Source organism: Oceaniglobus sp. K40-3 (assembly GCF_055808395.1).
Genome location: NZ_CM147868.1, coordinates 246,156 through 268,761, shown reverse-complemented (window position 1 = coordinate 268,761; position 22,606 = coordinate 246,156). Strand labels below are relative to the sequence as shown.

Annotated in this window: 17 protein-coding genes and 6 pseudogenes; 13 read left to right on the top strand and 10 right to left on the bottom strand. The window is 62.3% G+C overall.

Translation table 11 applies throughout. The annotated features are described in order from the left end of the window. Positions 1–50 precede the first annotated feature (50 nt). From AC0L7P_RS01430 to mnmC2, 3 genes and pseudogenes are all read right to left on the bottom strand, one after another. Positions 51–1,234: pseudogene (locus AC0L7P_RS01430) on the bottom strand (TIGR03862 family flavoprotein). After that, complete coding sequence (locus AC0L7P_RS01425; protein ID WP_473434168.1) at positions 1,234–2,118, bottom strand: DMT family transporter; 885 nt, start codon at positions 2,116–2,118, stop codon at positions 1,234–1,236. The pseudogene AC0L7P_RS01430 and the gene AC0L7P_RS01425 overlap by 1 nt, the downstream one beginning before the upstream one ends. Continuing rightward, positions 2,115–2,792: a tRNA (5-methylaminomethyl-2-thiouridine)(34)-methyltransferase MnmC2 gene (gene mnmC2, locus AC0L7P_RS01420; protein ID WP_473434167.1), complete on the bottom strand. Its 678-nt coding sequence runs from the start codon at positions 2,790–2,792 to the stop codon at positions 2,115–2,117. Before mnmC2 ends, AC0L7P_RS01425 begins: the two co-directional genes overlap by 4 nt. Positions 2,793–2,847: 55 nt before the next feature. Here mnmC2 and AC0L7P_RS01415 point away from each other — a divergent pair. Both AC0L7P_RS01415 and AC0L7P_RS01410 read left to right on the top strand, forming a co-directional pair. Next, a pseudogene (locus tag AC0L7P_RS01415) lies at positions 2,848–3,872 on the top strand (NAD(P)/FAD-dependent oxidoreductase). Between the two features lie 170 nt (positions 3,873–4,042). Further along, positions 4,043–5,716 carry a thiamine pyrophosphate-binding protein gene (locus AC0L7P_RS01410; RefSeq protein WP_473434166.1) on the top strand — a complete coding sequence of 558 codons (1,674 nt, stop codon included), beginning with the start codon at positions 4,043–4,045 and terminating at the stop codon, positions 5,714–5,716. A gap of 74 nt (positions 5,717–5,790) precedes the next feature. Here AC0L7P_RS01410 and AC0L7P_RS01405 read toward each other — a convergent pair whose 3' ends face one another. Genes AC0L7P_RS01405 through AC0L7P_RS01395 form a run of 3 tightly spaced genes read right to left on the bottom strand, consistent with a single transcriptional unit; the run spans position 5,791 to position 7,354 of the window. After that, a complete protein-coding gene (locus AC0L7P_RS01405) occupies positions 5,791–6,126 on the bottom strand; it encodes a Lin0512 family protein (RefSeq protein ID WP_473434165.1) in 336 nt (111 codons plus the stop codon). A gap of 33 nt (positions 6,127–6,159) precedes the next feature. Then, entirely contained in the window at positions 6,160–6,510 is a 351-nt protein-coding gene (locus tag AC0L7P_RS01400) for a Lin0512 family protein (protein ID WP_473434164.1), read from the bottom strand. A 10-nt stretch (positions 6,511–6,520) separates the two neighbouring features. After that, the gene (locus AC0L7P_RS01395; protein WP_473434163.1) at positions 6,521–7,354 is read right to left on the bottom strand and encodes a prephenate dehydratase; all 834 of its coding nucleotides are present in this window, start codon (positions 7,352–7,354) and stop codon (positions 6,521–6,523) included. 133 nt (positions 7,355–7,487) lie between these two features. On the opposite strand from AC0L7P_RS01395, the pseudogene AC0L7P_RS01390 reads away from it, so the two are divergent. The 5 genes and pseudogenes from AC0L7P_RS01390 (at position 7,488) to AC0L7P_RS01370 (ending at position 14,006) form a co-directional block, all read left to right on the top strand. After that, positions 7,488–8,008: pseudogene (locus AC0L7P_RS01390) on the top strand (c-type cytochrome). A 221-nt stretch (positions 8,009–8,229) separates the two neighbouring features. Then, positions 8,230–10,150, top strand: a pseudogene (locus tag AC0L7P_RS01385) (extracellular solute-binding protein). Positions 10,151–10,156: 6 nt separating this feature from the next. Then, the gene (locus AC0L7P_RS01380; protein ID WP_473434162.1) at positions 10,157–11,239 is read left to right on the top strand and encodes a microcin C ABC transporter permease YejB; all 1,083 of its coding nucleotides are present in this window, start codon (positions 10,157–10,159) and stop codon (positions 11,237–11,239) included. 3 nt (positions 11,240–11,242) lie between these two features. Beyond that, positions 11,243–12,382, top strand: a complete 1,140-nt coding sequence (locus AC0L7P_RS01375) for an ABC transporter permease (protein WP_473434161.1) — start codon at positions 11,243–11,245, stop codon at positions 12,380–12,382. Then, positions 12,379–14,006, top strand: a pseudogene (locus AC0L7P_RS01370) (ABC transporter ATP-binding protein). The gene AC0L7P_RS01375 and the pseudogene AC0L7P_RS01370 overlap by 4 nt, the downstream one beginning before the upstream one ends. Before the next feature lie 35 nt (positions 14,007–14,041). On the opposite strand, the pseudogene AC0L7P_RS01365 reads toward AC0L7P_RS01370, so the two are convergent. Further along, positions 14,042–15,360 (bottom strand): annotated as a pseudogene (locus tag AC0L7P_RS01365) (D-alanyl-D-alanine carboxypeptidase family protein). A gap of 263 nt (positions 15,361–15,623) precedes the next feature. After that, positions 15,624–16,328 carry an HAD family hydrolase gene (locus AC0L7P_RS01360; protein ID WP_473434160.1) on the bottom strand — a complete coding sequence of 235 codons (705 nt, stop codon included), beginning with the start codon at positions 16,326–16,328 and terminating at the stop codon, positions 15,624–15,626. A gap of 132 nt (positions 16,329–16,460) precedes the next feature. Here AC0L7P_RS01360 and clpS point away from each other — a divergent pair, with 132 nt between their 5' ends. From clpS to hemF, 4 genes are read left to right on the top strand one after another with little or no spacing between them, the layout of a single operon-like run. Next, complete coding sequence (clpS, locus tag AC0L7P_RS01355; protein ID WP_473435514.1) at positions 16,461–16,784, top strand: ATP-dependent Clp protease adapter ClpS; 324 nt, start codon at positions 16,461–16,463, stop codon at positions 16,782–16,784. A gap of 16 nt (positions 16,785–16,800) precedes the next feature. Further along, the gene (locus AC0L7P_RS01350; RefSeq protein ID WP_473434159.1) at positions 16,801–17,778 is read left to right on the top strand and encodes a class I SAM-dependent methyltransferase; all 978 of its coding nucleotides are present in this window, start codon (positions 16,801–16,803) and stop codon (positions 17,776–17,778) included. A gap of 21 nt (positions 17,779–17,799) precedes the next feature. Then, the gene (locus AC0L7P_RS01345) at positions 17,800–18,609 is read left to right on the top strand and encodes an SDR family NAD(P)-dependent oxidoreductase (protein WP_473434158.1); all 810 of its coding nucleotides are present in this window, start codon (positions 17,800–17,802) and stop codon (positions 18,607–18,609) included. A gap of 15 nt (positions 18,610–18,624) precedes the next feature. After that, complete coding sequence (hemF, locus tag AC0L7P_RS01340; protein ID WP_473434157.1) at positions 18,625–19,506, top strand: oxygen-dependent coproporphyrinogen oxidase; 882 nt, start codon at positions 18,625–18,627, stop codon at positions 19,504–19,506. 2 nt (positions 19,507–19,508) lie between these two features. Here the strand turns inward: hemF and AC0L7P_RS01335 are convergent, their stop codons facing one another. Next, positions 19,509–19,898, bottom strand: coding sequence for a hypothetical protein (locus AC0L7P_RS01335; RefSeq protein ID WP_473434156.1), 390 nt, complete (start codon positions 19,896–19,898; stop codon positions 19,509–19,511). Positions 19,899–20,066: 168 nt separating this feature from the next. Between AC0L7P_RS01335 and AC0L7P_RS01330 the strand changes: the two genes are divergently transcribed. Next, positions 20,067–21,398, top strand: coding sequence for an MFS transporter (locus AC0L7P_RS01330; protein ID WP_473434155.1), 1,332 nt, complete (start codon positions 20,067–20,069; stop codon positions 21,396–21,398). Then, positions 21,346–21,540 (top strand): hypothetical protein, encoded by a 195-nt coding sequence (locus AC0L7P_RS01325; protein ID WP_473434154.1) that lies wholly within the window; start codon positions 21,346–21,348, stop codon positions 21,538–21,540. The genes AC0L7P_RS01330 and AC0L7P_RS01325 overlap by 53 nt, the downstream gene beginning before the upstream one ends. Here the strand turns inward: AC0L7P_RS01325 and hemE are convergent. After that, entirely contained in the window at positions 21,509–22,537 is a 1,029-nt protein-coding gene (gene hemE, locus AC0L7P_RS01320; RefSeq protein ID WP_473435513.1) for a uroporphyrinogen decarboxylase, read from the bottom strand. The genes AC0L7P_RS01325 and hemE overlap by 32 nt on opposite strands. Positions 22,538–22,606 lie beyond the last annotated feature (69 nt).

Here is a 22,606-nt window from a genome sequence, read left to right as displayed (position 1 = left end):
CCACCGGTGCCAGACAAAATATCGTGTGGCGCGTCAGCGCCGCCTTTGGATCAGACCGCGCCACCCTGCGCGAACGCCGCGCCGTGGCGCCCGACCCAGCGGCCCGTGGCAAGGCAGGCGGTGATCAGATACCCCCCGTGGGCGCGTCCCAGTCGATCATCTCGCCCGCCACAAACACGCCGGGCCGGGCGCGCAGCATCAGCCCATCATCCAGCGCGCCCGCCGCAACGCCGCCCACGGTGGAAATCGCCTCATCCAATGGCCGAAACCCAGCGTGGCGCAGGGGCAGCGCCTTGAGCAGCGCGGCCAGCGCCGCACCGTCGGGCAGGGGGCGCCCGAATTCCTGCAACAGCGCCAGACGCGCCGCATCCAGCCTTAATGCCTTGCGCAGGTAATTCGCGACGCTGGCCTTGCCCCGGGGCCGCTCCAGCCGCGCGGCCACTTTTTCCAGCGGCCAGTCGGGCAACAGATCAAGGTGCAAGGGCACCCCGGCCCGCACCGCAGGGGACAGGCCATAAATGCCGCCACCTTCCAGCCCGCGCGCCGAAATCACGAATTCGCCCCGATGCACCTCGGGGCCGGCATGGATGGCCGTGCCTTTCACCGGGGCGCCAAACACCCGGGCCATGGCCGGGGACCACGCCACCGACAGACCGGCGTTCGAGGGGGCGAAAGGCAGGGTTTCGAAGCCTTGGGCGTTCAGCATCTCGCGCCAGGCCCCGTCTGCCCCCAGCCGCGCCCAACTGCCGCCGCCGAGGGCCAGAACGCAGACATCGGGGGTGATTGTTTGCGCCCCCGCTGGCGTTTGAAACGTATATGCGCCACCCGCCCAGCCGCACCACTGCCACCGGGTTGCGATCTCAACCCCGAGGGTGCGCAATTCGGCCAGCCATGCCCGCAACAGCGGCGAGGCTTTCATGGTGCGTGGAAACACCCGCCCGGTGCTGCCGGTAAACACCTCTTGCCCAAGGCCGCGCGCCCAATCCTGCACGGCACCGGCATCAAAGGCGCGCAGGGCCTCGGCAATCGGATCGGCACCGCCAAACCGGGCCAGCATGGCGTCGATCGGTTCGTCTTTTGTCAGGTTCAGCCCGGATTTCCCCGCCATGAGGAACTTGCGCCCCACGGTCGGCATCCGTTCGGCCAGCGTCACCCGCAGCCCGGCGCGGGCCAATTCCCCGGCCGCCATCAGCCCGGCAGGGCCGCCCCCGATGACCAAAGCCTGCTGTGCCATTATCGCGCGCCTTCTTTCTTGCGCGCGACGTTTTCCCGCCAAAGGGTGAACAGCCCTGCACCAACCACGATCATCACGCCTGCAACCACTGCCGGGCGCATGGTTTCACCCAGAACCAGCACGGCAAGGGTCGAGGCAAAGACCAGTTGCAGATAGGCAAAGGGTTGCACCGCGCTGGCCTCGGCGGCCTCATAGACGCGGATCAACAGGTAATGCCCCAGCGCACCGAACACGCACAGGGCCGCCATCCAGGCCCAATCGGGCGCCGTCATCGGCTCCCAGTACCACAGGCCGACGGGGGTGATCGCCAGCGCGCCGAATATCCCGGTGTAAAAGAAACTGGTCGCGCTGGTGTCGGCCCGGGCGACATAGCGGGTGAGCAGGGCATAAAGCGCGAACATCAGTGCCGCACAGAGCGCGATAAGCGCAGAGGGTGTGAACACGCCCGATCCCGGTTGCAGGATCACCAGAATGCCGATGAACCCGAACCCGATCGCGACCCAGCGCCGCCACCCGACGATTTCACCCAGAACCGGGCCGGACAGGGCGGCAACGATCAGCGGATAAGAAGCAAAGATGGCATGGGATTCCACCAGCCCCAGGTGGACAAAGGCCACGACCATCACACAGATTTCAGCGACCAAAAGGAGGCCTCGAAACGCCTGCACCCAAGGCTGGGCGCTGCTGGCGGCACTGCGCAGCCCCCCGGTGTGGCGCGCGGCCACCGACAGCACGAACAGCGCAAAGAACCAATAGCGCACCATAACGATCATGAAGACGTTGTATTCTTCGGCCAGATATCGCGAGATTCCGTCCTGAACCGCGAAAACGGCCATGGCGATGACCATCAGGGTCACGCCTTTGCGGGTGTCGTTGCCGGTCATGCGGTGAACGCGCAGGCTGTCATGTGCCGCTTGCGCCCATACCCCGGCTGGCGCGTCACGGTGAACCCGGCCCCACTCAGGGCGCGGCGCACATGGCCCGCAGCGGAATAGGTGGCCGCCGTGCCGCCCGGCGCGGTGTGGTCGGCAACGGCCTGCATCAGATCGGGCGCCCAGAGTTCGGGGTTCTTGGCGGGTGAAAACCCATCAAGGAACCAGGCATCAACCTGCCCGGCCCATGGGCCAAGGGTGGTGCGGGCATCGCCGGGGATCAGGTTGAACACCAGCCCGGGTAGGGTGTGGCATCCGGGGCCTGCCTGCCACAGGGGGGCCAAATCGCGGGAAAGGGTGTGCAGTTCGGGAAAGGCACAGTGCGCCTCGGCCATTTCTGCGGGCGACAGGGGAAAGGCCTCGAACGTGGTGAAATGCAGGGTGCCGCTTTGGCCGCTGTCGCGCCAGAGTTGCACCGCGGCCAACAGGTTCAGCCCGGTGCCAAACCCGAGTTCGCCAATGTGAAACCCATCACAAAACCGCGCAGGCAGGGCGTTGCCCGCCAGAAACACATGCCGCGTTTCCGCCAGCCCGTTGTCGAGAGAAAAGTAAGGATCGTCAAAGCGCAGGGACACCGGAAGATGCCCGGCGCGCCATTCGATCTGGTTGTGCTGTTCGCCGCTCATGGTATGCCGATGCCTGGGTGCCGTATTGGCGCGACAATGGGCAAGGGGCCGGGGAATGGCAACGCTTGATGTGACAGTGCGCGGTGCGGGGATTTTCGGGTTGAGCGTGGCCTGGGCCTGTGTTCAGCGCGGCGCAAGGGTGCGGGTGATTGATCCGGGCGGCGTGGGGGCCGGGGCGTCGGGGGGATTGTCGGGGCCTTGGCCCCCCATACGCCCGAGCGGTGGAACCCCAAGAAGGCGTTTCAATTCGATAGCCTGATGATGGCCGGGCCGTTCTGGGCCGGGGTCGAGGCGGCGTCGGGCATGAGCGCGGGCTATGGGCGCACCGGCCGGTTGCAGCCTGTGGCGAATGCGCGGGCGCTGGATCTGGCACAGGCCCGTGCGGTTGAGGCTGTCGGTCTGTGGCAGGGCCGGGCCGTGTGGGAGGTGATCGCGGCGAGTGGCGATTGGGCGCCGGTGTCGCCCACCGGATACCTGATCCGTGACACCCTGAGCGCGCGGGTGCATCCCATGCAGGCCTGTCAGGCGCTGGCCGCGGCCTTGCGCGCCTCGGGATGTGAGGTGGTGGCCGAAGGCCCGGATGAGGGGGCTGTGGTGTGGGCCACCGGGGTGGCGGGATTGGCCGCGCTGGGGGAAACGATCGGCAACGGGGTGAAAGGGCAGGCGGCGCTTTTGCGGTTCGATGCACGTGATGCCCCGCAGATTTTTGCCGATGCGCTGCATGTTGTGCCCCACGCTGACGGGACGGTTGCCATCGGATCGACCAGCGAGCGTGACTATGACGATCCGACCGGCACCGATGCACAGCTTGACGATGTGCTGGCCCGGGCGCGGCTGGCCTGTCCGGTGCTGGCCGATGCGCCCGTGATTGCCCGTTGGGCCGGGGTGCGCCCCCGGGCGCGCAGCCGGGCGCCGGTTTTGGGCGGCTGGCCGGGCCGGGTGGGGCATTTCGTTGCCAATGGGGGATTCAAGATCGGGTTTGGCGTTGCACCGAAGGTGGGGCAGGTGATGGCCGATCTGGTGTTGGAGGGCCGCGACGCCATCCCCGATGGGTTTCGCGTCGCGGTCAACGTGGTGTGATCCAACGGAGGCGCTGACGCGCCACGACATATTTTGTCTGGCGCCCGTGGCGGGCCGCGCGGCGCCGTGGCTGACGGTTCGCTTGGGTGCGGGTGGCTCTTTACGCAGCGATCTTGAGGTGGCAGGTAACATGGAGGCCCGGGGGCAGAGGCATAATGGGAGCGATCACGATGGCACGGCATGGCGGACAGATACTGGCGGATGCTTTGGCCGCACATGGGGTGGCGCGGGTGTTTTCAGTGCCGGGCGAAAGTTTTCTGGCGGCGCTTGATGGGCTGTATGAAAACGGCATCGCCAATGTGGTTTGCCGCCAGGAAGGTGGCGCCGCGATGATGGCCGAGGCCTGGGGCAAGCTGACGGGACAGCCCGGGGTTTTGTTCGTCACCCGGGGACCGGGGGCCAGCAACGCCAGCGCCGGGTTGCATGTGGCGATGCAGGACAGCACGCCGATGGTGGCTTTTGTCGGGCAGATCGCCCGCGCCCACCGTGACCGCGAGGCGTTTCAGGAGGTGGATTACCGGCAGTTCCTTGGCGGGGTGGTGAAATGGGTGGCCGAGGTGGACCAGACCGAGCGCCTGCCCGAATACATCATGCGTGCCTTTCATGTGGCCACGTCAGGGCGCCCCGGGCCGGTGGTTCTGGCCCTGCCCGAGGACATGCTTTCAGCGCTGTGCGATGTGGCTGACCTCGCGCCGACCGTGCCAGCGGTGGCGGGGGTGTCGGATGCACAGGTTGATGCGCTGTGCGGGCTTATTGCCCAGGCCGAACGCCCGCTGATCGTGGCAGGCGGGGCGGGGTGGTCGGATACGGCGGCGCAGGGTTTGCAACGGTTTGCCGAGGCGTGGCACCTGCCCGTCGCCGTGTCGTTTCGGCGTCAAGGGCATATGGACAACCGCTCGCCCGCCTATGCTGGGGATCTGGCGGTGGGAATGAACCCCAAGCTGGCGCAGCGGTTGCGCGCCGCCGATCTGTTGGTGGTGCTGGGGGCGCGGTTCGGTGATATCGTGACGAACGGGTATGAGATAATCAACCCCGCCGCGCCCGGTGTAACCATCGCCCATATCCACCCTGACCCGAACGAAATCGGCCGGGTCTATCGCGCCGATCTGGCAATTCCGGCGCGGGCGGGCGATGTGATTGAACGGCTGGCCGATTTGCCCGCACCGCCCCGCGATGCCACTTGGCAAACCAGGGCGCGGGCCGAATATGAGGCCTGGCAACAGCCAAAGGAAACCCCCGGCGCGGTAAAGCTGGAGCAGATCATCACCTGGCTGTCCGATACCCTGCCCGAGGATGCGATCCTGACCAATGGCGCGGGCAATTACGCCGCCTTTCTGCACCGGTATTTCCGGTTCAAACGGTTTGGCACCCAACTGGCCCCCACCAGCGGATCCATGGGGTATGGGTTTCCGGCGGCGGTGGCGGCGTCGATTGCCCATCCGGGGCGCTGTGTTGTGTGCATGGCCGGGGATGGGTGTTTTCAGATGACCCTGAACGAAATGTCCACAGCGGTGCAGCACGGCGCCACGCCGATCACGGTGGTGGTGAACAACGGGCGCTATGGAACCATTCGGATGCATCAGGAAAACCACTATCCCGGCAGGGTCAGCGGCACCGATCTGGTCAATCCCGATTTTGCCGCATTGGCGCGGGCCTATGGAGGACATGGCGAAATTGTGGAGCGGACCGAGGATTTTCCGGCGGCATTCGCCCGGGCGCGGGACGCAAACCTGCCTGCGGTGATCGAACTGCGGGTGGATTCTGATATCCTGTCCACCGGGCAAAGCCTGAGCGAAACGCGTGCCGCTGCCCTTGAACGGCTTGCCAATCGCGATAACGCATAAGGTGGGGCGCCGCGCCGTCAGGCGCCAAAAACATAGTGTGGCCCGGAACGGGCCGCCGCTGGATCAGACCCGGCTTATTGTGCCAGCCGCCAGCCGGATTGCGCGGGCAAAAACGCTTCGACCGCTGCTGAAACCACCACGCTGATGTCGCCGGTGTCTGGGTTGGTTACGTCCAGCCCGCCCTGCACGGCGCGCACCTGCACCCGGCCCCGGGGCAGCCCGGCGATCAGGGCGTCGCAATCTACGGCACCGGGGTTTTGCGCGCCCACGGTCACACGCACCTCCATCACCTGATGATCCAGTCCCAGTGCGCCGAACAGCGGCAGCGAGGAATGGCGTATCGCATCCTCGATCGCCCGGCGCGCCGCCTTGGTGTAATCCTGCCCGTGCAGATCGTTGCCCATGCCCATTTCGATGATGATCTCGCCGATTGGTGTTGTCGCTCATGATGCCGGCTCCATATCGAAACTGACGGAAATGGCGGCGTTGGCGATGACGGTGGGTTTGCCGCCGTCGCCGCGCGGTATGTCCAGCCCGCCCCGGACCACCCGAAATGCCGGGGTGCCATAGGGAAACACCTGCGCGAGGGCCGTCACATCCACCGCGTCGGGCTGCTGTACCGCGATTTCAACGTCGATCAGCATCGCCTCTTTCGGGAACCCGAACAGATCGGCCAGGTTCACGGAATTATGCCACAGGGCATCACGCAGGGCGCGCTCTGCCGCTTGGGTGTAATCCTGCCGGCGCAGGGATGTGCCCATGCCGAATTCGGTCAGCAACCTTTTGCGTGCCATCGGGTGTTCCTTATGCGCGGCGGGGATCGGCGGGATAGGTTCCCAGAATCGTGATCAGATCGGTGAAATGGTCCAGTTCCTCAAAGGCGCGGATCATGTTTTCATCCTCGGGGTGGCCTTCGACCTCGGCATAGAACTGGGTCGCGGTAAAGTCGCCCCCCACCATATAGCTTTCCAGCTTGGTCATGTTGATACCGTTGGTGGCAAAGCCGCCCATCGCCTTGTAAAGCGCGGCGGGCAAGTTGCGCACCCGGAACACGAAAGACGTGATCATCTTGCCCCCGCCCCGGCGCGACAGATCGGGGGTGCGGGCCATGATGATGAACCGCGTGGTGTTGGTGTCGTTGTCCTCGATATTGGGGGCAATGATCTCCAACCCGTAAATTTCGGCCGCCAGCGCCGAGGCAAGGGCGGTTTGCGACGCATCCCCGCCTGCGGCAACATCACGCGCGGCGCGGGCATTGTCGGGGCTGACCACGGTGCGAATGTCATGGTCGCGCAGAAACCGCGAACATTGCGGCAGAATCACCACATGCCCATGGGCGTGGGTGACACCGGACAAAGGCGCACCGGGCAGGCCCAAAAGGTTCACATGCACCCGGATGAAATGTTCGTCGATGATATGCAACTGGCTGTCAGGCAGCAGGGAATGCACATCGGCCACCCGGCCATAGGTGGAATTTTCCACTGCGATCATGCCCAGTTCACAGGTGCCGTCGCGTACCGCCACGATAGCATCCTGAAAATTGTCACACGGAAAGGGTTCGAATTCGGGGCGGGCCTCGACGCAGGCCTGATGGCTGTAGGCGCCCAGTTCGCCCTGAAACGCGATAAATCCGGCCATGTTTCCTCCAAGATTCCCAAGGCCACCCGCAGTTTTCGCACATTGGGCGTTTGGTCGCGGCTCATATCGCTTGAAAGCAGGGGCCGTAAGGGGATAGGTAGCACGGAATGCAAGAGATAACACGGAACGCGACATGTTCGACACAATGACACTGACCAAGATCGTTGGCGCCTTTTGTGGCGCCCTCCTCGTGTTTCTGATGGGGGGTGGGCCGCTGAAACCCTGTATCACACCGGGGGCGGCCACGGCGAAGATGCCGCCCAGGCCTATGTGATCGACACCGGGGAAGCCGAAACCAAAGAAGCCGATGCCGAGCCCGAAGTGCCCTTTGCCGAAGTGTACGCCTCTGCCGATGCGGCCAAGGGCGAAAAGGAATTCCGCCCCTGCGCGGCCTGTCACAAGGTGACAGATGGCGATAACGCCACCGGCCCGTTCCTTCATGGCGTCGTTGGCCGCCCCAAGGCGTCGGTTCCCGGGTTCAGCTATTCCAGCGCCCTGACGGATCTGGGCGGCGATTGGACCCCCGAAGACCTGAGCCATTTCCTGACCAACCCCAAGGAATACGCACCGGGCACCAAGATGTCGTTCAAGGGCTACAAGGATGTCGAAGACCGGGCGAATGTCATCGCCTATCTTGCCACGCTCACAAACTGATCCAACGGCGATGTTTGATCGTGTTAAGCCGACCGTTCTGCGGTCGGCTTTTTTGTGGCGGCCGGGGCGCTGTGCAATCCTGTTGCGCCCACGGGGCGCCTTGCGCACAATGTGTTCACCACAAGTTCACCGAGAATGATCTTGCGTTGGCCGATGCCGCCTTTACCCTGTGCCACACCATTGTCGCCCCCATTCACCATCTTCCCGTGACGGAGCCGTTCATGCCAAACCCCATTTTTGCCGCCACGCGGCCCCGCGCCATTGCCCGGACCGCCCATGCACAGGACCGGACGCAGCGATGGGCCTGGGGGCTGGGTGCGCTGTTTGTCGGGGCGGGTGTGTTGCTGGGGGCGCAGATGGCGCGGGCGGACAGTGTTCTGGTTGCCACCGGATTTTCCGATCTGGGTGGGCTGGTTTATGAGTCCGATTTCGAACATCTGAATTATGTGAACCCGGATGCCCCCAAAGGCGGCGAGATTTCGACCTGGGCGCGCGGCACCTTTGATTCTGATGAACCCGTTTTCGCGCAAGGGGCGCGCCGCCGCGTTTTCCATTCTGCCCTATGAACGGATCATGACCAGCGTGGCCGATGATCCCTATGGCGCCTATTGCCTGCTGTGCGAAACCCTTGAATATCCGGCCAATCAGGATTGGGTGATTTTCAATCTCCACCCCGAGGCAAAGTTTTCCGACGGCAGCCCCCTGACCGCCGAGGATGTGAAATTCACCTATGATCTGTTCATGGAACAGGGCCTGCCGTCGTTCAGTTCAGCGGTAAAGAACCTGATTCCCTCGGTCGAGGTGCTGGGGCCACACCGGATCAAGTTCAACTTTAACCCCGATGTTCCGCGCAAGGGCCTGATTTCACAGGCGGGCGCCTTTGTGGTGTTTCAGAAGAAATGGTATGAAGATACCGGCGCGCGCCTGGATGAAAGCCGGCTGGACAATTCGCCCGGGTCCGGGCCTTACATGATTGATGAGGTCGAGGTGAACCGCCGGATCTCGGTCAAGCGGAACCCTGATTATTGGGGCGCCGACCTGCCGATCAATGTCGGGCGCAACAATTTCGACAAGATGCGGGTCGAATTCTTTGCCGACAGCAACGCCGCGCTGGAGGGGCTGAAGGCCGGGGCTTATACCTTCCGTCAGGAAACCAGCAGCATTTCATGGGCGAGCAATTATGATTTCCCGGCGATCGACAAAGGCTGGGTCGTGAAAGCCGAACTGCCCGATGGCAATCTTCCGGCGGCCACTGGTTTTGTCTTTAACCTGCGGCAGGAAAAGTTTCAGGATGTTCGGGTGCGCCGCGCGCTTGGCATGATGTTCAACTTCACGTGGACCAACGACACCCTGCAATACGGGTTGTTCAAACACCGCGCATCGTTCTGGCAGAATTCGGTTCTTGCCGCCGAGGGCCTGCCCGAGGGGCGCGAACTGGAATTGCTAAAGGGCCTGGGGGACAAACTCGATCCGGCGATCCTGACCACGCCGGTTCAGCTTCCTGATGACGGTTCGGCGCGCCAGCTTGACCGTGGGGCGCTGCGGGGCGCCTTGAAACTGTTGAAAGAGGCGGGGTGGGCGCCCGGCGCTGACGGTGTGCTGCGCAAGGATGGCAAAGCCCTGCGGGTGGAATTCCTGCAAAACAACCCCAGTTTTGACCGGATCATCCTGCCCTATATCGACAACCTGAAACGGCTGGGCGTCGATGCCGTTTACAACCGGATCGACGATGCCCAATACACCGCCCGCACCCGGGACGGCGATTATGACATGATCTTTGATTCCTACGTCAACGGTCTGGAAGAGGGGACAGGCACCGCGCAGCGCTATGGCTGCAAGGATTCACAGAACAGCGTGTTCAATCCCGCTGCGTTTTGCGATCCGGGGGTGGATGTGCTGATCGACGAAGTGATCAAGGCCGACACGCTTGCGGATATGCAGGCCGGGGTGCGCGCCATCGACCGAATCCTGCGGGCCAAGTATTTCGTGGTGCCGGTGTGGTACAACGACAGCTATTGGGTGGCCTATTACGATATGTTCGAACACCCCGATCCCCTGCCGCCCTATGACCTGGGGCAGTTGGATTTCTGGTGGTACAACGCCGACAAGGCTGCCAAACTGCACGATGCCGGGGCGCTTTGATCTGCCATGGGCGCCTATATTCTTCGCCGGTTATTGCTGATTATTCCCACGCTTTTGGGGATCATGATCATCAACTTTACCCTGACCCAATTCGTGCCCGGCGGCCCGATAGAACAGATCATCGCCCAACTTGAGGGCGAAGGCGACGTGTTTGCCGGAATTTCCGGCGGGTCGGGCGATGCCGGGACCAGCACATTCGAGACGGACAATTATGTGGGATCGCGCGGTCTGCCGCCCGAATTCATTGCCAAGCTGGAAAAGGAATTCGGGTTCGATAAACCGCCGCTTGAACGGTTTCTGAGCATGATGTGGAATTACATGCGCTTTGATTTCGGCGACAGTTATTTTCGCTCGATCTCGGTTATGGATCTGGTGCTGGAAAAGATGCCAGTGTCGATCACCCTTGGGTTGTGGTCGACGATCATAGCCTATCTGGTGTCGATCCCGCTGGGCATTCGCAAGGCGGTAAAGGACGGGTCGAAATTCGATACATGGACAAGCGCGCTGATCATCGTGGCCTATGCGATTCCGGGGTTCCTGTTCGCGATTCTTCTGCTGGTGCTGTTTGCGGGCGGGTCGTATTGGCAGATTTTCCCGCTCAGGGGGCTGACCAGCGATAACTGGAATCAGATGGGACCGGTGCAGCAGGTGTTGGATTATTTCTGGCACATCGCCCTGCCGGTGCTGGCCAGCACAATTTCGGCCTTTGCCACCCTGACCCTGCTGACCAAGAACAGTTTTCTGGACGAGATCAAAAAGCAGTATGTGGTCACCGCCAAGGCCAAGGGGCTGTCGGAATCCCGGGTGCTTTATGGTCACATCTTCCGCAATGCCATGCTCATCGTGATTGCAGGGTTTCCGTCGGTGTTCATCGGGGTGTTCTTTGGCGGGTCACTGATTATCGAAACCATCTTTTCGCTTGATGGCCTGGGGCGGCTGGGGTTCGAGGCGGCGGTGGCGCGGGATTATCCGGTGATCTTTGGCACGCTGTTTTTCTTCGGCCTGATCGGCCTTGTTGTCGGTATCCTGTCAGACCTGATGTATGTCTTTGTCGACCCCCGGATCGACTTTGAGCGGCGCGAGGGCTGAACGATGGATGTCGACGTGCCAAAGCAACCGCGCATGTGGCTTAGCCCGCTCAATCAGCGGCGCTGGCGCAATTTCAAACGCAACCGCCGCGCGCTGTGGTCCCTGTGGATTTTCGGCGTGATTTTCATTCTGTCGCTGTTTGCCGAATTCATCGCCAACGACAAACCGATTTTGGTGGATTATCGCGGCGAATATTTCGCCCCGGTGTTCAATTTCTATCCCGAAACGGCCTTTGGCGGCGATTTCCAGACCGAGGCGGTGTACAGCGACCCCGAGGTGCAATGCCTGATCATCACCGGCGGGTTGGAGGATTGTTTCGATACCCCCGACGCGCTGATTGCCGCAGCAGAGTCGGGGGAATTGGCCGACAACCCCGATTTCGCCAAGGGCTGGGTGCTGTGGCCGCCGATCCCCTATTCCTATGACACGATCAACGATATTGGCACCGCCGCGCCCTCGGCGCCTGACGGCGACCACCTGCTGGGCACCGATGATACGGCGCGCGATGTGGTGGCGCGGGTGATCTATGGGTTTCGCCTGTCGATCCTGTTCACGCTGATCGTTACCGTTCTGACCAGTATCGTGGGCGTCATGGCGGGGGCGGTGCAGGGGTATTTTGGCGGCTGGACCGATCTGATTTTCCAGCGGTTCCTGGAAATCTGGACCAGCACGCCCAGCCTTTACATCATCATCATCCTGTTCGCGATTCTCGGGCGCAGTTTCTGGCTGCTGGTGCTGGTGACGGTGCTGTTCGGCTGGCCCGCCCTTGTGGGGGTGGTGCGCGCCGAATTCCTGCGCGCCCGGAATTTCGAATATGTCCGCGCGGCCAAGGCATTGGGCGTGGGCAACTGGACGATCATGTTTCGCCATATGCTGCCCAACGCCATGGTGGCCACGGTGACCATGTTGCCGTTCATCATCACCGGCACGATCAGCACACTTGCCTCGCTCGATTTTCTTGGTTTCGGCCTGCCGTCGTCGTCGCCGTCACTGGGCGAACTGACCTTGCAGGCGAAACAGAACCTTCAGGCGCCGTGGTTGGGCTTTACCGCGTTTTTCACCTTTGCGATCATGTTGTCGCTGCTGGTGTTCATATTCGAGGGCATCCGCGACGCATTTGACCCCAGAAAGACCTTTCAATGACCGCTGTTCTGAAGGTCCGTGACCTGAATGTCGCCTTCCGTCAGGACGGTGCCGAAACCCACGCGGTGCGGGGCGTGTCGTTCCATGTGGAAAAGGGCGAAACCGTCGCATTGGTGGGTGAATCGGGGTCGGGAAAATCGGTCACGGCGCTGTCCACGGTTTCGCTTTTGGGCGATTCGGCGCGGATTTCCGGGTCGATCACCTATCGCGGGGCCGAGATGATCGGCGCACCCGAGGCCGAATTGCGCCGGGTCCGGGGAAACGACATCAGCTTTATCTTTCAAGAGCCGATGACCTCGCTCAACCCGCTGCACACGCTGGAAAAACAACTGGCGGAATCTCTGGCGTTGCATCAGGGGTTGCGCGGGCAGGCGGCGCGTGACCGGATTATCGAATTGCTGACCCAGGTGGGCATCAACGACCCCGAGTCCCGGCTTGAGGCGTACCCTCACCAGCTTTCGGGGGGCAGCGGCAACGGGTGATGATCGCCATGGCACTGGCCAACGGCCCGGAACTGTTGATCGCGGATGAACCGACAACGGCGCTGGACGTGACCATTCAGGCGCAGATTCTGGAATTGCTGGAAGAATTGAAACGCGACACCGGGTTGTCGATGCTGTTCATCACCCATGACCTTGGAATCGTGCGCAAGATCGCCGACCGGGTCTGTGTGATGAAGGACGGCGAAATCGTCGAACACGGGCCGACGGAACAGATATTCAACGCCCCAAGCCACCCCTATACGCAAATGCTGCTGAGCGCCGAAAGCACCGGGGTGCCGGCCCCCGTGCCGGGGTTTGCCGAAGAAGTCGTGCAGGTCGAGGATCTGCGCATCTGGTTTCCGATCCGATCCGGCCTTCTGCGTAAAACAGTGGGCCATGTGCAGGCGGTGAATGCGGCCAGTTTCGCGGTGCGCGAAGGTGAAACCGTGGGCATCGTTGGCGAATCCGGCTCGGGCAAAACCACGCTGGCGCTGGCGATCATGCGGTTGATCGCCTCAAAGGGGCGCATCACCTTGCAGGGTGAGGATATTTCAAGCGATGCCGTCAAGGGCGCTTCCGTGTCGCGCAAGCGGTTGAAAAAGCTGCGCAGCGAAATGCAGATTGTGTTCCAGGATCCCTATGGTTCTCTTTCGCCGCGTATGACTGTGGAACAGATCATCGCCGAAGGCCTGACAATCCACGACAAGGGAAGCGCCGAAGAATACCGCACCAAGGTGGCCGCGATCATGGCCGAGGTGGGGTTGGACCCGGCGACGATGCACCGATACCCCCACGAATTTTCCGGTGGCCAGCGCCAGAGAATCGCCATCGCCCGGGCGATGATTCTGCGCCCGCGGCTTGTGGTGCTGGATGAACCGACCTCGGCGCTGGATATGACGGTGCAGGTGCAGATCGTGAAACTGCTGCGGGATCTGCAACAGAAATACAAGCTGGCCTATATCTTCATTTCCCACGACCTGAAGGTCGTGCGCGCGCTTAGTCACAAGGTTCTGGTGATGAAGCGGGGCGATGTGGTTGAGCAGGGCGATGCAGAGCGGGTGTTTGACGCCCCTGCAACCGAATATACCCGCACCCTGTTGGCTGCGGCGCTGGATCACAAGATTGGTCAGTCAGGCGTGTAAGGCGCCCGCCCCTTTGAGGGCAGGCTGTCAAAGGCTCAGCCCGGCCCGAGGGTGGTGCAGGTGATCTTGCGCGCTTCAAGCCGGCGACAGGCGAGGGCGGCCATATCCTCGGTCATGCCGACGAAATTGGCATCATAGCCGCCTTTACGGGTCACGACCTTGCGCAGGGCGTCGTCCAGGGTGCCGATTTCGACCAGCGCGGTTTTCAACAGCACGCTTTCGGCCTCGTATTTCGATCCGTATTTCCCGACGTTGATCCCGTAATGGCGCCCGCCCGAGGTGGACACACGGGTGACCACTTCCAGTTTCAACGCGGCCGCGCTGCCCTCGGCAATCAGATCGTCAGGGCGCGGCGGGGGGCCGGCGCTGCGGCGACGATCAGGTCTTCGGGGATTGACGCCGCGCGGGTCACACCGACATCTTCCGCCTGGGCCACCAGAACGGCAGGTTCAGGAGAAACGCCAGGACGGCGCACCGGGCGACGGGATGCCGTTGGCGCCATGACCAGACGAATCGTCTTGCCCTTCAGGTCGGGGTCGGCGTTGGGCGCTTCGGCCACAAGGTTGGGGCGCGCGTTCTTTTTGATCGGTGCATTGCCCGGCGCGCGGGCAAAGCCCAGATCCAGAAGTTCGGCCACCTTGGCGTTGCGCGCCGCACTGGAACGGCCCCCGAACACCGTGGCGATAATACGTTTGTTGCCGCGCGCCGCCGAGGCGACAAGGTTGAACCCTGACGCGCTGGTATAGCCGGTCTTGATCCCGTCGGCGCCGCGATAATTGCTTAGCAAACGCCGGTTGGTGTTGTTCACACGGCGAATGCCCGCATCTTCGGAGCGGCGCGAGAAAAGGTTATAGTACTGGGGAAAATCATAAAGCAGCCGACGCCCCAGCGTTGTCATGTCGCGGGCGGTTGACAGGTGGCCCGATTCCGTCAGGCCATTGGCATTCTTGAAGGTGGTGCGCGACATGCCCAACGCCTTTGCCATGCGGTTCATGCGCCGCGCAAAGGCCGCTTCCGACCCGCCTACGGCCTCGCCGATGGCGGTTGCGGCATCATTTGCAGATTTGATCGCGGCGGCGCGGATCAGATAGCGCAGCTCAATGCGCTGGCCCACTTTCATGCCCAGTTTCGACGGCGGTTCAGATGCGGCGTTTTTGGAAATCCGCACCTTGGTATCAAGCGAGATTTCGCCCCGCCGGATCGCATCGAATGTAAGGTACAGCGTCATCATCTTGGTCAGGGATGCAGGGTGCAGCCGTGTATCGGCGTTGCGCGAATGCAGCACCTCGCCGGTGCGCGCGTCGATCACCATCGCCGCATAGGGCGCGGCGCGCACCATGCTTGGTGCCATCATGACGACAAGAGTTGTGAAGAGCAGTCCTGCCCGGACAAAATGCTTTATTCGTGTTCCCACGGTATACTGCCTTATACTGCCTCATGCGGCCAGATCTGTTGCCTGGTCCGTCGTTAGTGTCACGCTAGCATAATTTTCGGATTCATAAAATCCCCTAATTTCAGTTACTTTCAACGCGAGGTTGAAGTGGTTAATCCACATGTAGGGGGCGAATCGTCAGGACCCCCAAGATGTTTCCGATCGCCGATGATCCGATGCTGCCGCTAGCCTGCCAGGGCCAGCGCAATTGGAACCATCTGCCCGACTGACTCGACTTGATGGAATCTGGGGTGCTGTTCGGGCGGTTCGGCATGTTCCAGCGCCCAAACCAACCCATGAGGCACATGCACACCCCAGCCGCCAAGGCCCAGCACCGGCAGCACATCGGATTTCATCGAATTGCCCACCATCATCCATTGTTCGGGGCCGTCGCCGTGGCGGGTGAAAATGGCGCCATAGGCATCTGCTGTCTTGTCCGAGACAATCTCGACCCCGTCAAAAAGGTCGCCCAGCCCCGATTGCGCCACCTTGCGTTCCTGATCCAGAAGATCCCCCTTGGTGATGATCAGCAGCCGGAAATCGTCACTTAGCAGGCGCAAGGTGTCTTCCACTTCTGGCAGCAATTCGATGGGGTGGCGCAACATGTCGCGCCCGGTGTCCACGAGTTCGCGAATCACCCGGGCGGGGATTTTTTCGTCGGTCACCTCAATGGCGGTTTCAATCATCGACAGAACGAACCCTTTGATCCCGAAACCGTAATGCCCCATATTGCGCCGCTCGGCCGCCAGCAAACGCGCATCAAGGTGATCGCGGGGCACATAATCAGCCAGCAGGTCGGCAAAGCGATCCTGGGTCAGGCGAAAGAAGGTTTCGTTGTGCCAAAGGGTATCATCGGCATCAAACGCGATGGTGGTCAGGGGGCGTGTCATCATGGCTCCGGTTGTCGTTTTGGCACCCTAAGGGGCCGCCCCCCTTTTCACACAGAATGCAGGCCTTATATAGTCGCGTTGAACCACCCTTTGCCGTCTGACCCGGAGTGCGATGTGACCCCGACCCCCATCATGATGTCGGACAAGGATTCGCCGGACGATGGCGATTCCGGCGTCATCCTTGAGACCCGCAAGAAAACCCAGCGCCCGCCGCTGTATAAAGTCATGCTGTTGAATGACGATTACACGCCGATGGAATTCGTCGTGCATGTGCTGGAACGCTTTTTTGGCATGAACCACGCCCAATCGTTTGAATTGATGCTGACGGTTCACAAAAAAGGATTGGCCGTTGTTGGCGTGTTTTCCTTTGAGGTGGCGGAAACGAAAGTGGCGCAGGTGATGGATTTTGCCCGCCGCCACCAGCACCCGCTGCAATGCACCATGGAAAAGGAATAGGGCGCGCGCCCGGCCCATGCTGACACCCCGTCTTGACTTTGCCCTTGATCAGGGGCTGTTCGCCTTGCCTGCCGAAGGGCGGGTGGTTGTGTTTGGCGCGCGCGCCAGTGACGATCTGTCCCGGCTTGGCGCTGTGCAGGTGGTGCAGCGGCTGCGCCCGGATTTTGAGGCTTTGCAGGCGCGCGGGTTGGATGTGGTCACTGCGCCCGAGGGCGAATTCGCCGCCGCATTGGTGGTTTTGCCCCGGGCAAAGGAACAGGCCCGCGATCTGATCGCACAGGCGGTGGCGTTGGTGGGGGATGGGCCGGTCTGGATTGACGGGCAGAAAACCGATGGCGCCGACAGCATGATCCGCGAATTGCGCAAACGCGCCACATTGGGCAACGTGATCGCCAAGGCCCATGGCAAGCTGTTCTGCATCACCGGCGCGGATGTGGCCGATTGGCGGGCCTCGGCGAAACATTTGCCGGGTGGCATGTTGACCATGCCGGGGGTGTTTTCCGCCGATGGCATTGATCGTGGATCGGCCCTGTTGGCCGCCCATCTGCCGCCGCAGATGAAAGGCGTGGTTGTCGATCTGGGGGCGGGCTGGGGCTATCTTTCCGCTGAACTGGCGTCGCGCGACGGGATCACCGAATTGCATCTGGTCGAGGCGGATCTTGCCGCGCTGGAATGTGCCCGCGAAAATGTGACCGATCCGCGTGCCCGGTTTCATTGGGCCGATGCCACGACATTCGCGGTGCCGGGCGGTGCCGATCATGTGGTGACAAACCCGCCGTTTCACACAGGCCGCGCGCCCGATCCATCCCTTGGCCGGTCGTTTATCGCCGCCGCTGCGCGGGTGCTGAAACCGGGTGGCCAACTGTGGCTGGTGGCCAACCGCCATTTGCCCTATGAGACGGAACTTGGCGAACGCTTCGTCAAAATAACCGATCTTGTCCGCGACCCGGCGTTCAAAGTGATCAACGCCGAACGTGTGCGCAGGAAATCTTAACTGTTCGACCCGGAGTGCCGCATGTCCTTTTCCATCGCAGGTAAGACCGCAGTTGTCACAGGGGCCGCCAATGGCATCGGCCTTGCCATTGCCCGGCATTTTGTCGACCGCGGCGCCAATGTCATGTTTGCCGACATGGACGAAGACCGATTGGCCGATGAATGCGGCGAGTCTCATGATGAAAGCGACGCGATCCGGTATTTCTGTGGCGATCTGCGGGAAAAACTGACCGTTGCCAACCTGTTGTCCGCCACGTTGGATGCCTTTGACCGGGTGGATATTCTGGTGAACGCCTCGCGGCAGATGATGCCCACCGACCCTCTGGATCTGGACGATGATTCGGTGTCGATACTGCTTCAGCAGAACCTGATGACCACCCTGCGCCTGTCACAGCTTTTTGCCAAACGGATGATCAAACAGGCCGCCGACGATGGGCACGAAGACCGGCCTGCCGGATCAATCATCAACCTCAGTTCGATCGCCGCGCGCCGGACCCACGCCGATCTGCTGGCCTATTCGGTCAGTTGCGCCGCATTGGATCAGGCCACACGTTCGCTGGCGGTGGCCCTGGCCCCGGAACGGATCAGGGTCAATGCCGTGGCCTTTGGCAGCGTGATGAGCGCGTCCCTGAAAGGCGCGATCAAGGGCGATACCGGAATGCGTGCCGATATCATCGGCCATACCCCCCTGTCGCGCATTGCCAGCCCGGCCGAACTGGCCGAAGCGGTACAGTTTCTGGCCTCGGACGGGTCGCGGTTCATGACCGGCCAGGTTCTGACCGTGGATGGCGGGCGCACCCTGCTGGACGTGGTGGATCGGGCGGCACATTGACCGAAAGGGCGCGCGATGACCAATGATCTGAGCCAGGAGAAAACCCGCGCCGCGACCTGGTTTCGCGACTTGCGCGATACCATCGTTACAGCCTTTGAGGCGCTGGAAGACCGTCAGAGCGATGCGCGCCCCGCCGGACGTTTTGAGGTAAGCGAAACCCGGCGCAAATCCGACGATGGAAGTGACGCAGGCGGCGGTTTGATGAGCGTCATGCGTCGCGGGCGGGTGTTTGAAAAGGTGGGCGTCAACGTGTCGACGGTTCACGGCACCCTTGGCGAACGGGCACAGACGGCCATGGCCGCGCGCAAGGGCATTCCCGGCATGGCCGATGATCCCCGGTTCTGGGCCAGCGGCATTTCACTGGTGGCGCATATGCAAAACCCCAATGCCCCCGCCGTACACATGAATACCCGCATGTTCTGGACCCCCCACGCATGGTGGTTCGGCGGCGGGTCCGATCTGAACCCCTGTATCGAATTTGCCGAGGACACCGCCGATTTCCACGCCACGCAAAAGGCCTATCTCGACCCCCATGGCGTTGATCTTTATCCCCGGCTCAAAGCGTGGGCGGATGAATATTTCTATATTCCCCACCGCAATCGTGCGCGGGGTGTCGGGGGGATTTTCCTTGATGATCATTGCACCGGTGATTGGGAGGCGGACTTCGCCCTGATTCAGGACATCGGGCGTGCGTTCCTGCCCGCCTATGTGCCACTGGTGGACCGGCGCCGGGAAATGCCATGGGGCGCGGCCGAGAAGGACGCGCAACTGATCCATCGCGGGCTCTATGCCGAATATAATCTGGTCTATGACCGTGGCACGAAATTCGGGCTGGAAACCGGCCACGATGCCAATGCCGTGCTGATGAGCCTGCCGCCCCTGGCGAAATGGGGGTGATCCTAGCTGTCTGAGGGCGGTTTCAGGAATTTTGCCCCGGTGGGTCGCTGGGGCGCGGGGGCGTCGGTGGGCGCGCCATCTGTGACAGGTTTGTGCCCGGCGGCGATGGCTTGCAGCCCCGCCTTGACCTGTTGGCGGGTTGCGGTGCCGCCGCTTTGTTTCTGTATCAGGCTTACCGCAAGATCGGGCGCCAGGCGCAGGGCGGCGCGGGCAAGGCGCAGTTCGACCACGGCATCGCGCAGGCTTTTGTCATCGGTTGTGGCATTTGCCGACAAGGCCCGGCGTTCGGCGTCGGTGGGCGCAACCACCAGAAACCAGCCGGTCACGATCACGGACAGGCCGGTCAGGGCGCTGCGCAAGACAATGAAACACAGATGAAAGACAAAGCGCATGGGCGGACCTTTTGCAACGGATGGCAACAGTCTGCCCGCGTCGGGCGACCAAAAGGCGGCAAGGCCAGGGCGGTGATGGGGCGATCATTGTGCTGCCGGGTTTAAAACCGTAACAACCGGTCTAGATTGATCCGTGGCCGGCATTCGGACCACTGCAAAGGCATTTCCATGACTGACACATCACTGACCGACACATCGCCCGATTCCCGGGCGCGCTGGATTGCCATGGGCGTTTTGCTGGTGGCCGGGTTCATGAACCTGATCGACGTGACCATCGTGAATGTCGCCCTGCCCAGTCTTCAGGCCGCATTCGGGGCCACCCCGGAACAGATCGAATGGGTCGTGGCGGTCTATATCCTTGTCTTTGCCCTGTGCCTGATCCCGGGGGGCCGGTTTGGGGATATCTTTGGGCGGCGCAACGTGTTCATTGCCGGGGTTGTGGTGTTCACCTTTGGGTCGGCCTTTTGCGGGCTGGCGCCTTCAATCGAGGCGCTGCTGGCCGCGCGGGTGGTACAGGGGGTTGGCGGGGCGCTGATGATTCCCCAGACCCTTGCCTTTGTTCCGGCGCTGTTTCCCCCCGAGGAACGCGGCGCGGCCTTTGCCCTGTTCGGGCTGTCGGCGGGGCTGGCCTCGGTCACCGGGCCGGTTCTGGGTGGATTTCTGATCGGGGCTGATATCTGGGGCCTTGGCTGGCGTCCGATCTTTCTGGTCAACATTCCGGTGGGACTGGCGGCGGTCGTTTTGGCGATCAGGGTGCTGCCACGGGTAAAGCGGCGGCGCGATCTGGGCATTGATGTGGTGGGTATCGTTCTGGCCGGTGCCGCGTTGTTGATGGTGATCTTTCCGCTGATCGAAGGGCGCGCGCTTGGCTGGCCCTTGTGGGCGTTTGCGCTGATGGCGGCCTCGGTGCCCATGGCCGCGCTCTTTGCCCGGTGGCAGCGGCGGCAGGCGGCGGCAGGGCGTCCCGAACTGCTCCCGGCCAGTTTGCTGGCCAACCGGACCTATCTGTTGGGGGTGTTCATAACCGCGCTGTTGTTTTCCGGCATCCCGGGCTTTTTTCTGATAACGGCGCTGTTCCTGCAAAACGGGTTTGGCCTGACGCCGCTGGAGTCCGGGCTGACGACGCTGCCGTTTTCGGTGGGGGTGCTGGTCGGGTCTTTGATTGCCGGGCGGTTGGGCAACCGGTTGTTGCGGGTGCGGATCACCACCGGCGCGCTTTGTGTGGCGTCTGGCATGGCGGGATTGTGGATCGTCGTGGGCCAGATCGACCAGGCGGTGGTCAGCAGCGCCTTTATCCCGCCGCTGTTACTGGCCGGGATCGGGCTGAGCACGACGATCTCGCCGTTGTTCAACGTCATACTGTCGTCGGTTTCGGGGGGATACCGGGTCGGCGTCGGGGACGTTGCAAGCGTTTCAGCAGGTGGGCGGTTCGATCGGCGTCGCCATCGTGGGGCAGATATTCTTTACCATGCTGCATGGTGTTCCGGCGGCGGGCAGTGACGCGGCCCATGTCGCGTATGAACGGGCCTTTTCCACCGCCATCACCTATCCGGTTCTGTCGTTCGCGCTGCTGGCCGGGGCGGTGTGGCTGTTGCCCCGGCCCGGTCCGGTCAGGCGCGAAGCGCCTCCAGCATCAGTGTGACGTTGTCGGGATCGGCATCGGGGGTGATCCCGTGGCCAAGGTTAAAGATATGGGGGCCGCCCGAAAACGCGGCCTTGATCCGGCGCACTTCGTCGATCAGGGGCTGACCGCCGGTCACCATATGGCCGGGTGCCAGATTGCCCTGAACACAGCCATCGACCTGCACATTTTGCGCGGCCCATTCGGCGTTGACCGAATTGTCGATGGCCACGCAATCGGCGCCCGTCGCCTTGGCGAACCCGATATAATTATCCCCCGCCTCGCGCGGGAAGGCGATGACCGGCACGCCGGGGTGACGGGCCTTGAGGGCCGCGATGATCTGGCGCGCCGGTTCCAGGGCGTAACGGTTGAAATCGTCACCCTTCAGTGATCCGGCCCAACTGTCGAATAGTTTGACCACCTCGGCGCCGGCGTCGATCTGGGCAGACAGATATTCGATGGTGGCGGCGGTGATCCGCTCCAGCAGCGCCTCGAACAGGGGGCGGTTGCCATCTTTCAGCGCATGGGCCGGCCCCTGATCGGGGGTGCCGCGCCCGGCGATCATATAGGTGGCCACGGTCCATGGCGCCCCGGCAAAGCCGATCAGCGCCACGTCAGAGGGCAATTCGCGCGACAGGATTTTCAGGGTTTCATAGATGGGCGCAAGGTGATCATGCACCGCATCCGCCGGTTTCAACGCATCGAACCCGGCCTGATCGGTGATCGTGCTCAGCCGGGGGCCTTCGCCGGTGACAAACCACAGATCAGCGCCCAGGGCATCGGGGATCAGCAGAATATCGGCAAACATGATCGCCGCATCGAACCCAAAGCGGCGGATCGGTTGCAATGTCACCTCGGCCGCCAGATCGGGATTATAGCACAGCGACAGGAAATCACCGGCCTGTGCGCGGGTTGCCTTGTATTCGGGCAGGTATCGCCCGGCCTGGCGCATCATCCATGCTGGTGGTGTGGGCAGGGTTTCGCCCGCCAATGCGCGCATCAGTAACTTTTCGGCCATGGCATCCCCCATCGGTTTCATCCCCCGGGTGGTCTGATCCAGCGGTGCGATTGTCAAGCGGGTATAGGT

Coding starts and splice junctions, on each gene's coding strand:
- AC0L7P_RS01425 (WP_473434168.1), bottom strand. CDS start 2,118: ATGACCGGCAACGACACCCGCAAAGGCGTGACCCTGATGGTCATCGCC.
- mnmC2 (WP_473434167.1), bottom strand. CDS start 2,792: ATGAGCGGCGAACAGCACAACCAGATCGAATGGCGCGCCGGGCATCTT.
- AC0L7P_RS01410 (WP_473434166.1), top strand. CDS start 4,043: ATGGCACGGCATGGCGGACAGATACTGGCGGATGCTTTGGCCGCACAT.
- AC0L7P_RS01405 (WP_473434165.1), bottom strand. CDS start 6,126: ATGGGCATGGGCAACGATCTGCACGGGCAGGATTACACCAAGGCGGCG.
- AC0L7P_RS01400 (WP_473434164.1), bottom strand. CDS start 6,510: ATGGCACGCAAAAGGTTGCTGACCGAATTCGGCATGGGCACATCCCTG.
- AC0L7P_RS01395 (WP_473434163.1), bottom strand. CDS start 7,354: ATGGCCGGATTTATCGCGTTTCAGGGCGAACTGGGCGCCTACAGCCAT.
- AC0L7P_RS01380 (WP_473434162.1), top strand. CDS start 10,157: ATGGGCGCCTATATTCTTCGCCGGTTATTGCTGATTATTCCCACGCTT.
- AC0L7P_RS01375 (WP_473434161.1), top strand. CDS start 11,243: ATGGATGTCGACGTGCCAAAGCAACCGCGCATGTGGCTTAGCCCGCTC.
- AC0L7P_RS01360 (WP_473434160.1), bottom strand. CDS start 16,328: ATGACACGCCCCCTGACCACCATCGCGTTTGATGCCGATGATACCCTT.
- clpS (WP_473435514.1), top strand. CDS start 16,461: ATGATGTCGGACAAGGATTCGCCGGACGATGGCGATTCCGGCGTCATC.
- AC0L7P_RS01350 (WP_473434159.1), top strand. CDS start 16,801: ATGCTGACACCCCGTCTTGACTTTGCCCTTGATCAGGGGCTGTTCGCC.
- AC0L7P_RS01345 (WP_473434158.1), top strand. CDS start 17,800: ATGTCCTTTTCCATCGCAGGTAAGACCGCAGTTGTCACAGGGGCCGCC.
- hemF (WP_473434157.1), top strand. CDS start 18,625: ATGACCAATGATCTGAGCCAGGAGAAAACCCGCGCCGCGACCTGGTTT.
- AC0L7P_RS01335 (WP_473434156.1), bottom strand. CDS start 19,898: ATGCGCTTTGTCTTTCATCTGTGTTTCATTGTCTTGCGCAGCGCCCTG.
- AC0L7P_RS01330 (WP_473434155.1), top strand. CDS start 20,067: ATGACTGACACATCACTGACCGACACATCGCCCGATTCCCGGGCGCGC.
- hemE (WP_473435513.1), bottom strand. CDS start 22,537: ATGGCCGAAAAGTTACTGATGCGCGCATTGGCGGGCGAAACCCTGCCC.